Here is a 15380-nt window from a genome sequence, read left to right on the forward strand (position 1 = left end):
CAGTCTCCAGAACGGGAGGGCTTCACCATGGTCCGCAACGTGCACACCCGGCGGTTCCCGGCGACCCGGGCGCACCTCGCCGAGCTCCTGGACACCCTCGGCACCCCCGGCGACCGCCTGTGGCCGGTGGCGGACTGGCCGCCGACCCGCCTCGACGGCCCCCGCGTGCCGGGCACCCCGGCCGGCCACGGCCCGGTCCGGTACGTGCTGGAGGAGGTCACCCCGGACCGGCTCGGCTTCCGGTTCACGGCCCCGGCGGGCGTCCACGGGCACCACTCGTTTTCGATCGACGACGACACCTTGACCCACGAGCTGGTCGCTTCCCTGCACGGCTGGGCCCGGCTGACGTGGCCGCTGTTCTTCCGTCCGCTGCACGACGCGCTGCTGGAGCAGCTGCTGGACCGGGCGGAGCTGGCGGTGACCGGGCGGATCGGCCGACCGGTCCGCTGGTCGCCGTACGTCCGCTTCCTGCGCGGGCTGGGCAAAATCCGCTCGCGCCGCACGCGCTCGGCCGCGAGACTGCGCTCGTGATCCGCTTGACGCCGTTGGACGAGGCCGCCTTGACGCGGCTGCTCGAAGCCGCCGAAGCGGGGGCCGATCCCCTGGAGGTCATGCCCCCGGTCGACGGCCCACCCGGCTGGACCCCCGAGCGCCGCGCCGCGTTCGTGGCGTTCCACCGGTCCCGATCGGTGGATCCGGCGACGGGGGTGGAACGCACGTGGGTGATCGACGACGACGGCGTGGCGATCGGCGCGGCCCGCTTGGCGCCCCGCGGCGACGCGGTCGAGGCGGGCATCTGGCTGGCCCGCGCCGCCCGCGGCCGCGGGATCGGCACGCAGGTGGCGGCGTTGCTGGTGGCCGAAGCCCGTGCGAGCGGCGCGGCGAGGTTCATCGCTTCGACGACGGCGGGCAACGGCGCCGCGCAGGCCTTGCTGAGCGGCGCGGGTGCGGCGCTGACGACCGAAGGGGACGAGGTCGCCGCCGTGCTTCCGCTCAGGCCGTGACCCGCCAGTGCTCGACGATCCGGCCGTTGCGCAGCCGCTCGATCTGCATCTGCCGCGCCGGTTCCGGCCCGAAGCCGTGGACCAGCAGGTGCGCCGCCACGAGGTCCCCGTCTTCGAGGAGGTGGACTTCCTCGAACCGCAGGCCCGGCGCCTGCCGCCGGAGATCCTCGACGATCGGCTTCAGGCCCGCCGGGCCGGGCGGCAGGCCGGGCAGGCTCGGGCTGTGGTTGACGTACGCGGGGTCGATCAGCTCGTCGAACGCGGCGAGGTCTCCGTCGTTGAAGGCGGTCAGGTAGCGGCGGACGACGTCGATGTTGGTCATGCCGACCAGGCAACCAGCGCCCCGGCCGGAGCGGAAATACGCCATTTATGCTGAACCCGTATGAATGGGTTCGAAGCTTTCGTGGCGGTCGCCGAGGAGCTGCACTTCGGCCGCGCCGCCGAGCGGCTGGGAGTCAGCCAGCCGACGCTTTCGCGGGCCGTCGGCGGGCTCGAGCGCGCGCTCGGCGTGACGCTCTTCGAACGCACCACCCGCCGCGTCGCGCTGACGCCCGAAGGCGAGGCGATGCTGCCCGACGCCCGCACCGCCGTGGCCGCCGCGCACGCGGCGAGGCGCCGGGCGCGCCGCGCGGGCGGCCTGGTGGTGGTGTCCAAACCGGACGGTGACGGCGGGCTGCTCCCCGGCATCCTCGCGGAGCTGGCCGAGCCGGCGGAGCTGCTGTTCGCGACCACGGGCGACGAGGCGGCCGACATGCTCCGCGACGGCCGCGGTGACGTCGCCCTGGTGGCCGCGCCCTTCGACCGCACGGGCCTCGACGTCGAGCAGGTCCACGCCGAGCCACGCGTGGCCGCCCAGCCGCGTGGCCGGGAAGCCACCACGCTGGCGGAGGTCCTCGCCCGGCCGGCGGTCACCTGGCCGGGCGTCGACGAGCGCCTCGACGCGTACTACCGCGCACGGGACCGGGCACCCGCCGGCGCTCCGCCCGCGAAGCACGGTCCGCCGGCGAAGGACCTCGCCGAAGCGCTGCGGCTGGTCGAACTCGGCCAGGCCGTGACGTTCCTGCCGGAGTCCGTCGCCCGGCGGTACCCGCGGGAAGGGGTCGCGTACCGCCGGATCGACGGGCTCGGCGAGGCCCGCTGGCAGGTGGCCTGGCCGAGTTCGTCCCGCTCGCCGCGCGTGGCCGCCTTCGTCCGGGCGGCCACGCGCACGCGCTGACTCAGTCGAGCTGCAGCTCCGGGGAGTACATCTCGATCCAGTGGTACAGGTCGAGCAGCCGGTCCAGGCCGATCCGGTCCGCCGGGGCCATCGTCGCGGAGTCCACTTCGGACACGCGGTGGGCCCACGACCGGTCGACCAGGCCGAACACCGCGTGCCCCGGCTCGGCCAGGACCTCCTTCGCCTGCTGCTGCAGCGCCGCCGCGTAACCGGGGTCCTGCGTCGACGGGTACGGGCTCTTCACGCGGTCGCGCACCGAGTCCGGCAGCACGTGCTTGGTCGCGTGGCGCAGGAGGCTCTTCTCGCGGCCGTCGAACGTCTTCAGCGACCACGGGGTGTTGTACACGTACTCGACCAGCCGGTGGTCGCAGAACGGGACCCGGACCTCCAGGCCCACCGCCATCGACGCGCGGTCCTTGCGGTCCAGCAGCATCCGGACGAAGCGGGTCAGGTGGAGGTGGCAGATCGTCCGCATCCGCGCCTCGGTCTCGGACTCGCCGTCCAGGTGGTCGACCTCCGCGACCGCCGAGCGGTACTGGTCGTGCAGGTAGGACTGCAGGTCCATCCGGCCCATCAGCTCGGGCGTGTAGATCGACGTCCGGTCGGTCAGCATCGCGCTGCGGAAGGCGATCCAGGGGAACATCTCCGCCTTGACCGACGCCTCGTCGAAGAACCAGCGGTAGCCGCCGAACACCTCGTCGGCCGACTCGCCCGAGAGGGCCACCGTCGACTCGCCGCGGATGGCCTTGAACAGCAGGTACAGCGACGTGTCCATGTCGCCCAGCCCCGCCGGGATGTCCCGCGCCCGCAGCACCGCGCGCCGCACCTCCGGATCGGTCAGCTCGGCCGGGTTGAGCACGACGTCCTGGTGCGCCGAGCCCACCAGCGCGGCGACGTCCCGCACGAACGGCGAGTCCGCCGTGTCGCGCATCTCGTCCGGCTTGAAGTTCTCCTCCTGGCCGAAGAAGTCGACCGAGAACGTCCGCACCCGTTCGCCCTGCTCGGCCAGCCGCGCCGCGGCCAGGCCGGTGACCGCGCTCGAGTCCAGGCCACCCGACAGCAGGACGCAGCGGGGGACGTCGGCGACCAGCTGCCGGTTGACGATGTCGGTCATCAGCTCGCGGACGCGGGCGACGGTGGTCTCCTGGTCGTCGGTGTGCTGCTTCGCGTCCAGCTTCCAGTAGGTGCGGGTCTTGATGCCCTCGCGGGACACCGTGACGATCGTGCCGGGCCGGACTTCCTCCATGCCCTTCCACAGCGACCAGCCCGGCCGCTTGGTGAACGCCATCAGCTCGCGCAGGCCGTCGGTGTCGACGACCTTCTTCGCCAGCGGGTTGGCCAGGATCGCCTTCGGCTCCGAGCCGAACAGAACGCCGTCGGGGGTCGGGTAGTAGTAGAACGGCTTGATGCCCATCCGGTCGCGGATCATGACCAGCCGGTCGTCGCGCTCGTCCCAGATCGCGAAGGCGTACATGCCGTTGAGGTGGTCGACGACCGCGTCGCCCCACTGCAGGTAGCCGTGCAGGACGACTTCGGTGTCGCTGTCGGTCTCCCACTTGTGGCCGAGCTTCGTCAGCTCTTCCTTCAGCTCGGTGAAGTTGTACGCCTCACCGCTGTAGACCATCGCGATGTCGCCGTTCGGCGTGTGCACCGTCATCGGCTGACGGCCGCCGGGCAGGTCGATGATGGCCAGCCGCCGGTGGCCGAGCGCGACGTGCGTGCGCACCCACGTCCCGGAGTCGTCCGGTCCGCGGCAGGCCATGGTCCCCGTCATGGCGTCGACCACGTCCTGGCGGCGGGTGAGGTCGGCGTCGTAGGAAACCCAGCCGGCGATACCGCACATAGGTGATCCCCTCTCCCAAAGATTTGCTTAGCCGATACAACTATCGGTAACACAGGTGTAACACGGCCTGACGATCTTGTCTGCCCGAATTGCACGTTCCGCACCTGTTCGGTCACGCGTTGTGTCGCGAGTCACTGACCGACTGCATACGGTCAGCGACGGGCAAACGCTTGCGTGACGGCCGCCACCGGCCATCAAGAGCCCGTAAAGGCGGATCAGGAACGCATCAAGGCGCCATCAGCCGCCTTCGAAAAGGCCGTCCCGGACCGCACAGTGACGTCGTCCCGGTCACCGAACCCGGTGACCCGTCTTGAGAGGTGCCTGTGGCCGACTTGCTCTACGCCGTTCTGCTGATCGGCGTTTTCGTGGTGCTGGCGTTGGTGCTGCGCGGCTTGGAAAAGCTGTGAGCGGCACCGGAACCACGGCCGACGTCGTGGGCGGGTTGCTCGCGCTCGGCCTGCTCGTCTACCTGTTCGTCGCGCTGATCAGGCCGGAGAAGTTCTGAAATGACCGACACGACGGCCGGGCTCGTCCAGCTCGGCCTGCTCCTCGCCGCCCTCGCCGCGGTCTACCGGCCGCTCGGCGACCACCTGGCGCGCGTCTTCGCCACCGGGAAGCACCTGAAGCTCGAGATGGGCCTCTACAAGCTCTTCCGCGTCAATCCCGACGCCGAGCAGCGGTGGCCGACTTACGCCGCGGGCGTGCTCGGCTTTTCGTTCGGCTCGGTCGTCCTGCTCTACCTGCTGCAGCGCCTGCAGCCGCTCCTGCCGTGGAGCCTCGGCCGCGGCTCGGTGAGCCCGGGTGTCGCGTTCAACACGGCGGTTTCGTTCGTCACCAACACGAACTGGCAGTCCTACGTCCCCGAGACGACGATGGGCCACTTCGTGCAGATGGCCGGGCTGACCGTGCAGAACTTCCTCTCGGCGGCCGTCGGCCTGGCCGTGGCGATCGCGGTGACGCGGGGCTTCGTCCGGGCGAAGACCGACCGGCTCGGCAACTTCTGGGTGGACCTCACCCGCGGCACGGTCCGCGTGCTGCTGCCGATGGCGTTCGTGTTCGCGCTCGTGCTGGTCGCCCTCGGCGTGGTGCAGAGCCTCAAGGCCGGTGTCGCGGTGACGAATCCCGACGGCAGTCACGGCACCATCGCCCTGGCCCCGGCGGCGAGTCAGGAAGCGATCAAGGAACTCGGCACCAACGGCGGTGGCATCTTCAACGCCAACTCCGCGCACCCGCTGGAAAACCCCACCGCGTGGACGAACCTGGTCGAGCTGTTCCTCATCCTGGTCGTCCCGGTCAGCCTGACCCGCGCGTTCGGGACGCTGGTCGGCAACCGCCGGCAGGGGTACGTCCTGCTGAGCGTGATGGGCCTGCTGTGGGCGGCTTCGCTGGCGCTCATCTGGTTCTCCGAGGCCAACGCGGACAACCCGGCGGCGCTGGCCGCGGGCGCGAGCACGGAAGGCAAGGAGCAGCGCTTCGGCATCGGCCTGACGTCGATCTTCGCCGACACCACCACGGGCACGTCGACCGGCGCGGTCAACGGCGCCCACGACAGTTTCTCGGGGCTCGGCGGCGGGGGACCGCTGCTGAACATGCTCTACGGCGAGATCTCGCCCGGCGGCGTCGGCACCGGCCTCTACGGCATCCTCGTGCTGGCGATCATCGCGATGTTCCTGGCCGGCCTGATGGTCGGGCGGACGCCCGAATACCTCGGCAAGAAGCTCGGCAAGCGCGAGGTCACCTGCGCGGCGATCGCCATGCTCGCCATGCCGACGGTCGTGCTCCTCGGCTCGGGTATCGCGCTGCTCCTGCCGGGCACGGCGGGCGCGCTGGGCAACACCGGCGCGCACGGGCTGTCCGAGATCCTCTACGGCTACGCGTCGACCGGCAACAACAACGGCAGCGCGTTCGGCGGGCTGACCGCGACGAGCGACTGGTTCCAGTCGTCGTTCGGCGTCGCCATGGCGTTCGGCCGGTTCGTGCCGATCCTCGCCGTGCTCTGCCTGGCCGGTTCCCTGGCCGCCCAGCGCAGGGTGCCCGAAACCGCGGGCACCCTGCCGACCACCGGACCGCTGTTCGCCACCCTGCTCACCGGCACGGTGGTGCTCGTCGCGGCCCTCACGTTCATCCCGGCGCTCGCGCTCGGGCCCATCGCGGAGGCACTCGCATGACCGTCACCGACGAACGACCGCAGATGGCTCCCGCCGAACCGAAGAGCCGGGTGGGGGCCGGGGTCTTCAGCCCGCGGCAGCTCTGGACGTCGCTGCCGGAGGCGCTGCGGAAGCTGAACCCGAAGCACCAGCTCGGCAACCCGGTGATGTTCGTGGTGTGGGCGGGGTCCGCGCTCACCACCGTCTTCGCCGTCACCGACCCGAGCGTGTTCACCGTCCTCGTCGCCGTCTGGCTGTGGTTCACGGTCCTCTTCGCCAACCTCGCCGAGGCCGTCGCGGAAGGCCGCGGCAAGGCCCAAGCCGAAAGCCTGCGGCGGTCGAAGAAGGAGACCGTCGCCCGCCGGCTCACCGGAACCGGCTCCGAGGAACAGGTTCCGGGCGCCGAGCTGAAGGTCGGCGACCTGGTCGTCGTCGAGGCGGGCCAGGTGATCCCGGGCGACGGCGACGTCGTCGAGGGCATCGCGACCGTCGACGAGTCGGCCATCACCGGCGAGTCGGCCCCGGTCATCCGCGAGTCCGGCGGTGACCGCAGCGCCGTCACCGGCGGCACGACCGTGCTGAGCGACCGGATCGTCGTGCGGATCAGCACCAAGCCCGGCGAGTCCTTCGTGGACCGCATGATCGCGTTGGTGGAAGGCGCTTCCCGGCAGAAGACGCCGAACGAGATCGCGCTGACCATCCTGCTCTCGACCTTGACGATCATCTTCCTGCTCGCCGTCGTGGCGCTGCAGCCGATGGCCCGCTACTCCGGGTCCGAGCAGCCGGTGATCGTGCTGACGGCGTTGCTGGTCTGCCTGATCCCGACGACGATCGGCGCGCTGCTGTCCGCGATCGGCATCGCGGGCATGGACCGCCTGGTGCAGCGCAACGTCCTGGCGACCAGCGGCCGCGCGGTGGAGGCCGCGGGCGACGTCTCGACGCTGCTGCTCGACAAGACCGGCACGATCACCTTCGGCAACCGCCGGGCGACCGAGCTGATCCCGGTCGGTGCGTCCACACCGGACGAGCTGGCCCGCGCCGCCCGGCTGGCCAGCCTGGCCGACGAGACCCCCGAGGGCCGCAGCGTCGTCGAGCTGACGGCGGAACACGCGGCTCAGGACGAGCACGGCGAGTTCGTCCCCTTCACCGCGCAGACCCGGATGAGCGGCCTCGACATCGGGACCCGCCGGATCCGCAAGGGCGCGGCGAGCGCCGTCCGCGCCTGGGTGCGCGACAACGGCGGCGAGTTCCCCGCCGAGACCGGCCGCGTGGTCGACGAGATCAGCGCCCAGGGCGGGACGCCGCTGGTCGTGGCCGAGGACGCCGTCGTGCGCGGCGTGATCCGGCTGTCCGACGTGGTCAAGCCGGGCATGAAGGAACGCTTCGCCGAACTGCGCTCGATGGGCATCAAGACGGTGATGATCACCGGCGACAACCCCCTCACCGCGAAGGCCATCGCCGCGGACGCCGGCGTCGACGACTACCTCGCCGAGGCCAAGCCCGAAGACAAGATGGCCCTCATCAAGCGGGAGCAGGAAGGCGGCCGGCTGGTCGCGATGACCGGCGACGGCACCAACGACGCCCCCGCGCTCGCGCAGGCCGACGTCGGCGTCGCGATGAACACCGGCACCTCCGCCGCCAAGGAGGCCGGGAACATGGTCGACCTCGACAGCGACCCGACGAAGCTGATCGAGATCGTCGAGATCGGCAAGCAGCTGCTGATCACCCGCGGCGCGCTGACCACGTTCAGCGTCGCCAACGACCTGGCCAAGTACTTCGCCATCCTGCCCGCGATGTTCACCGGCATCCACGCCCAGCTCGGCGGGCTGAACATCATGCACCTGGCCACGCCGAAGTCGGCGATCCTCTCCGCGGTCGTCTTCAACGCGCTGATCATCGTCGTGCTCATCCCGCTGGCCCTGCGGGGCGTGCGGTACCAGCCGTCGTCGGCTTCGGCCCTGCTGCGCCGCAACCTGCTCGTCTACGGCCTCGGCGGCATCGTCAGCCCGTTCCTCGGGATCTGGCTGATCGACCTGCTCGTGCGCCTCGTCCCCGGAATCGGGTGAACACCGTGACCACGCTCCTCAAGCAGACCTGGGCCGGGCTGCGCGTCCTGCTCGTCATGACCGTCCTGCTCGGCATCCTCTACCCCCTGGCGGTGTGGGCGATCGCCCGTATCCCCGGCCTCGAAGGCAACGCCGAAGGTTCGGTCGTCACGCGGGACGGCCAGGCCGTGGGGTCGTCGCTGATCGGCGTCGACCCGGTGCCCGCCGACCCGGCGCGCGACCCGTGGTTCCACACGCGTCCCTCGGCGGCCACCCCCCAGGTGCCGTCCGGCGCGTCCAACCTGGGCCCGGGCAACGAGAACCTCGTGAAGACGATCGGCGAGCGGAAGGACGCCATCGCGAAGCGCGAAGGCGTGTCACCCGGTCAGGTACCGCCGGACGCGGTGACGGCGTCGGGCTCGGGCCTCGACCCGGCCATCAGCGTGGCCTACGCCGACCTGCAGGCCCCGCGGGTCGCGCGCACCACGGGGCTGCCCCTCGACCGGGTGAAGCAGCTGATCGCCCGGAACACGAGCGGGGCCGGGATCGGCGTCCCGGGCGTGGATGTGCTCCCGCTCAACTTGGCCGTGCAAGCCGCGGCCGGAGGGGCACACTGACACCGTGACCACGGAGAACGCCAAGCCGCGCCGAGGAGAGCTGAGGATCTACCTCGGCGCGGCGCCGGGCGTCGGCAAGACCTTCGCCATGCTCGGCGAAGCCCGGCGGCGCCTGGACCGCGGCACCGACGTCGTCATCGCGCTGGTGGAGACGCACGGCCGCGCGAGGACCGCGGAGCTCCTCGACGGCCTCGAGGTGCTCCCGCGGCGGCAGACCGGCCACCGCGGCCGCGACTTCGAGGAGATGGACCTCGACGCCGTCCTGGCCCGCGCGCCGGAGGTCGCCGTGGTCGACGAACTCGCGCACACGAACGTGCCGGGGTCCCGCAACGCCAAGCGCTGGCAGGACGTGGACACGCTGCTCGATGCGGGCATCGACGTGCTGTCCACGGTCAACGTGCAGCACCTGCAGAGCCTCAACGACGTCGTCGAGCGGATCACCGGCGTCACGCAGCAGGAGACCGTGCCGGACGAGGTCGTCCGCCGCGCCGAACAGCTGGAGCTGGTCGACATCACGCCCGAGGCGCTGCGGCGGCGCCTGGCCCACGGCAACGTCTACCCGGCCGAGCGGATCGACGCCGCCCTCGGCAACTACTTCCGCCCCGGCAACCTCACCGCGCTCCGGGAATTGGCCCTGCTCTGGGTGGCCGACCAGGTCGACGTCGCCCTCCAGCGCTACCGCGCCGAGCAGCGGATCACCGACACGTGGGAGGCGCGCGAACGCGTCGTCGTCTCGATCACCGGCGGCCCGGAGAGCGAGACGCTCATCCGCCGGGCCAGCCGGATCGCCACCCGCGCCGGCGCCGAGCTGCAGGTGGTGCACATCCTGCGCGGCGACGGTCTCGCCGGCATCGGCCCGACCGCGATGGCCCGCTGCCGCACGCTCGCCGAAGAGGTCGGGGCCACGTTCCACACGGTCGTCGGCGACGACGTGCCCACCGCGCTGCTGGACTTCGCCCGCGGCGTCAACGCGACCCAGCTGGTCATCGGGACTTCGCGGCGCTCGCGCGTGGCGCGGCTGTTCGACGAGGGCATCGGCGCCTCGGTGATCCGCCGGTCCGGGCCGATCGACGTGCACATGGTCACCCATTCCGAGGCGGGCGGGCGCCTGCGGGCGCGGCTGGCCGCGAGCCCGCTGGGGCTGTCGAGGCTGGTCGCCGGCTGGGTGCTCGGCGTCGTGCTGCCGGTGCTGGTCACCCTGGTCGGGGTGTTCGTGCCGGCCGGGCTCGACTTCGCCACCGACGTCATCTCCTACGTGCTGGCCACGGTGATCGTCGCCCTGGTCGGCGGCCTGGGCCCGGCGCTGGTCGCGGCCGTGCTCGGCGCCGGCCTGCTCAACTTCTTCTTCACGCCACCGCTGTACACGCTCACCGTGCACACCCCGCAGAACCTCGTGACGCTGATCGCGATGGTCGTGGTCGCGGTGCTCGTCGCGCTGGTCGTCGACCAGGCCGCGCGCCGCGCCACGCAGGCGGCGCGGGCGCGGACGGAGGCGGCACTGCTGGCGTCCTACGCCCGGACCGTGCTGACCCACGCGAACCCGATCGAGCGGCTCCTGGAGAAGGTCCGGGAGAACTTCGCGCTGACGTCGGTGACGCTGCTGGAGAAGCAGGACGGGGAGTGGCAGTGCGTGGCGTCGGCGGGGGAGCCCCCGTGCGCCGACCCGGACGAGGCCGACGTGGGAAACGTGGAGAAGACTGTCGTCGCCGTCACGTCCCACGTGCACCTGACCCTGCGCGGGCGGGCGCTGCCCGCGGCCGACCGGCAGGTCCTGGAAGCCGTCGCCGGGCAGGCGTTGCTCGCCCTGCGCCAGCAGCGCGCGGCCGCCGCCGCGGCCCGCGCCGAGCGCAAGGCCGAGGCGACCGAGCTGCGCACGACGCTGCTGTCGGCGGTCGGGCACGACCTGCGCACGCCGCTGACCTCGATCAAGGCGTCGATCGGCAGTCTCCGCGCCGCCGACCTGGAGCTGTCCGAAGAGGACACCGCCGAGCTGATGGAGGCCATCGAGCTGTCCGCCGACCGGCTGGCCGGGCTGATCGACAACCTCCTCGATTCGTCGCGGCTGGCGACCGGAGCGGTCAAGCCCCACCTGCGCCCGGTGGGCTACGACGAGGTCGTCGCGCACGCCCTGTCTAATGTGGACGGATCGGCGGCGGTGCTGGTGGCGGTGGACGACCAGCTGCCCGCGGTGCTGGCCGACCCCGGGCTGCTGGAACGGGTGGTGGCGAACGTGCTGGACAACGCCCTGCGCCACGGCGTCGACGAAAGGGGTGGCGGCCCGGTCTCGGCCCGGGCCAGCGCCCACTCCGGGCGGGTCGAGCTGCGGATCGTCGACCACGGCAAGGGCCTGCGCAAGGGCGCCGCGGACTCGGCGTTCGCGCCGTTTCAGCGGCTCGGCGGCGACCGGGACACGACGCCGGGGGTCGGGCTCGGGCTGTCGGTGGCGAAGGGGTTCACCGAGGCGATGGGCGGCACGATCCGCGCCGAGGACACCCCCGGCGGCGGGCTCACCATCGTGCTGTCCCTGCCCGCGTTCAGTGTCGAGTTCCAGGAGGAGGGGGCGCGATGAGCGACCCGGGCGCCACCGTGCTGGTGGTGGACGACGAACCGCAGATCGTGCGGGCCCTGCGGATCAACCTGACCGCCCGCGGCTACAAGGTGATCACCGCGCACGACGGCACGGCCGCGTTGAAGGCAGTGGCCGAGACCAAGCCCGACGTCGTCGTGCTCGACCTCGGCCTGCCCGACCTCGACGGCACCGAGGTGATCGCCGGCCTGCGCGGCTGGACGACGGTCCCGATCATCGTCCTGTCCGCCCGCGGCGACTCGGCGGACAAGGTCGAGGCCCTCGACGCGGGCGCCGACGACTACGTGACGAAGCCGTTCGGCATGGACGAGCTGCTGGCCCGGCTGCGCGCGGCGGTGCGCCGTTCGGCCGTGGCGGGCGCCGACGGTGCCGACGCGGTGGTGGACACGGCGTCGTTCACCGTCGACCTGGCGGCGAAGAAGGTCCGCCGCCACGACGGCGTGGAGGTCCACCTGACGAAGACGGAGTGGGGCGTGCTGGAGCTGCTGGTCCGCAACCGCGGCCGGCTGGTGGCGCAGAAGCAGCTCCTGCACGAGGTGTGGGGCCCGTCGTACGAGACGGAGTCCCACTACCTGCGGGTGTACCTGGCCCAGCTGCGGCGGAAGCTGGAACTGGAGCCCTCCCGGCCCCGGCACCTGCTCACCGAACCGGGCATGGGGTACCGCTTCGAGGTCTGACCCGGTGGGTACCCCGGATGGGTGACCGAGGGGAAAACGAGGCGACGCAGCCGGAAAGCGGTGCGGCTGCTCCTGATGTCTTCACTGGTGTACCTGGCCGGGGTCGGGATCGGTGCCCTCCTGCACCGGCCGGACCCGTGGAGCCAGGGCATCGTCGCTCTGGGGGCGTTCCTCGGCGGTGCGCTCGTGAACCTGTGGTCCGGCCGGGTCCGGCGCGATGGGTCTTCCTAGAACCAGAAGGTCGGCTGCTCGATCCCGAACCGCAGCTTGGCGTACCGCTTCGACGCCGCGGCCGAGAAGTAGATGTGCTGGGCCGCCGCGTGGAGGTCGCGGAAGCAGCGCTGCATCGGCTGGTCCGCGTGCAGCGCGCCCGCACCCGCGTAGCCGAACGCGATGTCCACCGCGCTCAGCGAAGCACGCATCGCCTGCTGGGCCGCCAGCAGGAACTGGCCCCGCTGCCGGACGTCCGGGACGTCGCCCGCGCACGCCGTGTCCCACAGCTCGCCCAGCGCCTCGAAGACGAACGCGCGGGCCGACCGCAGCCGCCCTTCCGCGCGGGTCAGGGCGAGCTGGACGTCGCCGTCGTCGGCGATCGGGCCCGGGCCCGGCGGGCGGAACTTGGCCGGCGCGAACCCGGTGAACTCGTCCAGCGCGCGCCGGGCGATGCCGAGCGGGACCCCGACCATCATCGTGCCGACCAGCGTGAAGAACGGGAACCGGCCCAGCGGGCCGTCGTGGCGCGCCGGTTCGGTGAACGGCGAGATCGTGTGCTCCTGCCGCACCACCGCGTCGATCGCGATGTCGTGGCTGCCGGTGCCGCGCAGGCCGGTGACGTCCCAGTTTTCGAGCACGCGCGCCTGCGCCGCGGGGACGACGGCCAGCCGCCAGTCCGGCCCGCGCCCGGGCACCGTCCGCGGCGCGTCGCCGTCGAAGACCATGGCGCCGTTGAAGAACAGGTCCGTGTGCGGGCTGCCGCTGCAGAACGCCCACCGGCCGGCGAGGGCGAACTTGCCGTCGCCGTCGGGAGTGAGGCGGCCCGCGGGCGCGAAGACGCCGCCGCCGACCGGGTCGGGGCTGCCGGCGACGAGGTCCGCCGCGACCGCCGGATCGAGCCAGGCGAGGAACGCCGAGGCGTTGCCGATGGTGATCGTCCAGCCCGCCGAGCCGTCCGCCCGCGAGAGCTCTTCGACCACTTCGACGATCGTGGCGGGCGGCAGCTCCTGCCCGCCGAGCCCGCGCGGCGTCGCCAGGCGGAAGAGCCCGGCGGCACGGGCCCGTTCGACGAGGTCGCGGGGCAGGGTCTGGAGCTGTTCGGCTTCGACGGCGCGCGCGCTCAGCTCGGGCGCGAGCTCCCGCGCGGCGGTGACGGCGTCGGTGGTGGCTTGTTCCATCATGGTCAGCGCCCCCTCAGGGTGTCATGATAGATGTACTTCTATTGGATAGAGGAGTCTCTACCTAAATGGACGGGCCTGTCAAGCGCCGGTACGACACGTCGCGGCGCCAGGAGCAGGCGCGCGAGAACCGCCGCCGGATCCTGGCGGCTGCGTCGGTGCTGTTCCGGGAGAAGGGATACGCGGGCGCCGCGATGCCCGAGGTGGCGAAGACCGCGGGTGTTTCGGTGCAGACCGTCTACAAGGCGTTCGCGAACAAGGCGACGCTGCTCAAAGCCGTCTTCGACGTCACGGTCGCCGGCGACGACGAGGACGTCCCCATCGCCGGCCGCGAGTTCATCGCCGCGATCCAGGCCGAGCCGGACGCCGCGCGCAAGATCACGATGTACCTGGACCACTTCGCGGCGATCGCACCCCAGGTGGCCCCGGTGCAGCTGCTGGCCCGCGACGCGGCGGCCGCCGACCCCGCGGCCGCCGAGGTGTGGGCGCAGATGCGGCGGGAATCGCTGATGGCCATGACGTACTTCTCGGCCGACCTGCTGGCCACCGGCCAGGTCAAGCCGGGCCTGACCGCCGACGACGTCCGCGACATCCTGTGGACCTACCACGGCCCCGAGCAGTACGAGCTGCTCTGCCTGGAGCGCGGCTGGCCTCCGGAGCGCTACGGGCGGTTCCTCCGCGACGCGATGGTCGCGGCTGTGCTGGCCTGATGGCAGCGCCCGCTCGGGGTCAAGCCGTGGTGCTCGCGCCGGTCGTGGTCGACGAGGGGGCGCCCGCCGAGCTGGAGCCGCCCCCGGTCGCGGTGGTCGTCGTCGTCGGCTCCGTGGACGGAGTCGTCGGGGTGGTTTCCGGCGACGTGGTCTTGGTGGTCGTCGGCTGCGTCGGGTGCTGGCTCGTCACCGGGGGCGGGTTGCCGCCGGTGTCGCTGCGCGGCGGCGGGGGCGGGGGCGGGGACGGCTGGGTGACGACCGTGGTGGTCGTCTTGCCGTCCGGGCTCACCGACACGACGGTCGTCGGCGCGCTGGACGACGTCGGGCCCGGGGTGGCCGGCGGCGCGCCGGCCGTCGACGAGCTCGGCGAGGCCGGGGTGCTCGGCAGCGTCTGGACGCCGGCCGGGAGGGTGCCCTGGCCGCCGGGGCCGCCCGTGCCGCCCGCGGTCGAAGCGGGGGCCGGCCCGGCGAGCTCGGCCACGGCGGCGAACGCGGTCGCGACGACCAGCCCGGCCACCCCGAGCACGACGTACCCGGTGCGGTTCGGTTTGCTGCTCTTGGGCGGCGCGGTGTCGATCCTGGTGATCCGAGAGCTCGAATCCGACCCGGCGGGGCGGGGCATACGGGGCTCCTTGGGGAATTCGGGGAGGCGCGGGCGAGGTCGGATCGGGGCACAAGCCACCGCGGGGGAGCGACCTCGGCGGCGAGGTTATCACCGGCGCGCGGGTATTCGCCCAGGTAGTGGCCTTGATCCGTTACTGTGCGCGGTCGGTTGACCCGGACGGGAGGAATGTGTGAGTGAGGAAGAAACCCACACCCGGCTGACGGCGTGGGTGCGCGGCCGGGTCCAGGGCGTTGGTTTCCGCTGGTGGACGCGCAGCCGTGCGCTCGAACTCGGGCTGGTCGGCAGCGCGAGCAACCTGGCCGACGGCCGTGTCGAGGTCATAGCGGAGGGTAGCCGTGACCACTGTCAGCGGCTGTTGGCCGCGTTGCGGTCGGGAGAATCACCCGGAAGTGTGGAGCACGTCGCCGAGCGCTGGTCCGCCCCGAAAGGGGGACTCACCGGGTTCGTCGAGCGGTAGGCCGTCCGGGGCCGGTGTGACTCGTGGTGTTGCTGAGGCCGCCGCGGGTGTGCTAGGCGCG

Annotated in this window: 16 protein-coding genes; 12 read left to right on the forward strand and 4 right to left on the reverse strand. The window is 72.1% G+C overall.

Annotated elements, in window-relative coordinates; genetic code table 11:
• Window positions 1-27 precede the first annotated feature (27 nt).
• Window positions 28-531 (forward strand): SRPBCC family protein, encoded by a 504-nt coding sequence (locus ACLJOU_RS29125; RefSeq protein WP_410571673.1) that lies wholly within the window; start codon window positions 28-30, stop codon window positions 529-531.
• A complete protein-coding gene (locus tag ACLJOU_RS29130) occupies window positions 528-1004 on the forward strand; it encodes a GNAT family N-acetyltransferase (RefSeq protein ID WP_410571675.1) in 477 nt (158 codons plus the stop codon). Before ACLJOU_RS29125 ends, ACLJOU_RS29130 begins: the two co-directional genes overlap by 4 nt.
• Here the strand turns inward: ACLJOU_RS29130 and ACLJOU_RS29135 are convergent.
• Entirely contained in the window at window positions 994-1326 is a 333-nt protein-coding gene (locus tag ACLJOU_RS29135; RefSeq protein ID WP_410571676.1) for an ester cyclase, read from the reverse strand. The two genes, ACLJOU_RS29130 and ACLJOU_RS29135, sit on opposite strands and share 11 nt — an antisense overlap.
• Before the next feature lie 60 nt (window positions 1327-1386).
• Between ACLJOU_RS29135 and ACLJOU_RS29140 the strand changes: the two genes are divergently transcribed.
• Window positions 1387-2220, forward strand: a complete 834-nt coding sequence (locus tag ACLJOU_RS29140) for a LysR family transcriptional regulator (protein ID WP_410571678.1) — start codon at window positions 1387-1389, stop codon at window positions 2218-2220.
• Between the two features lies 1 nt (window position 2221).
• Here ACLJOU_RS29140 and asnB read toward each other — a convergent pair whose 3' ends face one another.
• The gene (gene asnB / locus ACLJOU_RS29145) at window positions 2222-4063 is read right to left on the reverse strand and encodes an asparagine synthase (glutamine-hydrolyzing) (RefSeq protein WP_410571680.1); all 1842 of its coding nucleotides are present in this window, start codon (window positions 4061-4063) and stop codon (window positions 2222-2224) included.
• Window positions 4064-4466: 403 nt separating this feature from the next.
• On the opposite strand from asnB, the gene kdpF reads away from it, so the two are divergent.
• Genes kdpF through ACLJOU_RS29180 form a run of 7 tightly spaced genes read left to right on the forward strand, consistent with a single transcriptional unit; the run spans window position 4467 to window position 12367 of the window.
• Window positions 4467-4568, forward strand: a complete 102-nt coding sequence (gene kdpF / locus ACLJOU_RS29150; RefSeq protein ID WP_410571682.1) for a K(+)-transporting ATPase subunit F — start codon at window positions 4467-4469, stop codon at window positions 4566-4568.
• Window position 4569: 1 nt separating this feature from the next.
• Window positions 4570-6231 (forward strand): potassium-transporting ATPase subunit KdpA, encoded by a 1662-nt coding sequence (gene kdpA / locus ACLJOU_RS29155; protein WP_410571683.1) that lies wholly within the window; start codon window positions 4570-4572, stop codon window positions 6229-6231.
• Window positions 6228-8276, forward strand: a complete 2049-nt coding sequence (gene kdpB, locus ACLJOU_RS29160; RefSeq protein WP_410571684.1) for a potassium-transporting ATPase subunit KdpB — start codon at window positions 6228-6230, stop codon at window positions 8274-8276. Before kdpA ends, kdpB begins: the two co-directional genes overlap by 4 nt.
• A gap of 5 nt (window positions 8277-8281) precedes the next feature.
• Window positions 8282-8872: a potassium-transporting ATPase subunit C gene (locus ACLJOU_RS29165; protein ID WP_410571686.1), complete on the forward strand. Its 591-nt coding sequence runs from the start codon at window positions 8282-8284 to the stop codon at window positions 8870-8872.
• A gap of 4 nt (window positions 8873-8876) precedes the next feature.
• On the forward strand, window positions 8877-11441 hold the full coding sequence (locus tag ACLJOU_RS29170; RefSeq protein ID WP_410571688.1) for a DUF4118 domain-containing protein: 2565 nt from the start codon (window positions 8877-8879) through the stop codon (window positions 11439-11441).
• Entirely contained in the window at window positions 11438-12136 is a 699-nt protein-coding gene (locus ACLJOU_RS29175) for a response regulator (protein ID WP_410571690.1), read from the forward strand. Before ACLJOU_RS29170 ends, ACLJOU_RS29175 begins: the two co-directional genes overlap by 4 nt.
• Before the next feature lie 21 nt (window positions 12137-12157).
• A complete protein-coding gene (locus ACLJOU_RS29180) occupies window positions 12158-12367 on the forward strand; it encodes a hypothetical protein (RefSeq protein ID WP_410571692.1) in 210 nt (69 codons plus the stop codon).
• On the opposite strand, the gene ACLJOU_RS29185 is transcribed toward ACLJOU_RS29180, so the two are convergent.
• Window positions 12364-13530, reverse strand: coding sequence for an acyl-CoA dehydrogenase family protein (locus ACLJOU_RS29185; protein WP_410571693.1), 1167 nt, complete (start codon window positions 13528-13530; stop codon window positions 12364-12366). The genes ACLJOU_RS29180 and ACLJOU_RS29185 overlap by 4 nt on opposite strands.
• Window positions 13531-13595: 65 nt before the next feature.
• Here ACLJOU_RS29185 and ACLJOU_RS29190 point away from each other — a divergent pair, with 65 nt between their 5' ends.
• A complete protein-coding gene (locus ACLJOU_RS29190) occupies window positions 13596-14237 on the forward strand; it encodes a TetR/AcrR family transcriptional regulator (RefSeq protein WP_410571695.1) in 642 nt (213 codons plus the stop codon).
• A 19-nt stretch (window positions 14238-14256) separates the two neighbouring features.
• Here the strand turns inward: ACLJOU_RS29190 and ACLJOU_RS29195 are convergent, their stop codons facing one another.
• Window positions 14257-14859 carry a hypothetical protein gene (locus tag ACLJOU_RS29195; protein ID WP_410571697.1) on the reverse strand — a complete coding sequence of 201 codons (603 nt, stop codon included), beginning with the start codon at window positions 14857-14859 and terminating at the stop codon, window positions 14257-14259.
• A gap of 172 nt (window positions 14860-15031) precedes the next feature.
• On the opposite strand from ACLJOU_RS29195, the gene ACLJOU_RS29200 reads away from it, so the two are divergent.
• Window positions 15032-15319: an acylphosphatase gene (locus ACLJOU_RS29200; RefSeq protein ID WP_410571699.1), complete on the forward strand. Its 288-nt coding sequence runs from the start codon at window positions 15032-15034 to the stop codon at window positions 15317-15319.
• The last annotated feature ends 61 nt before the right edge of the window (window positions 15320-15380 follow it).

It is taken from the genome of Amycolatopsis sp. cmx-4-61, assembly GCF_046548775.1.
Lineage (GTDB): Bacteria > Actinomycetota > Actinomycetes > Mycobacteriales > Pseudonocardiaceae > Amycolatopsis.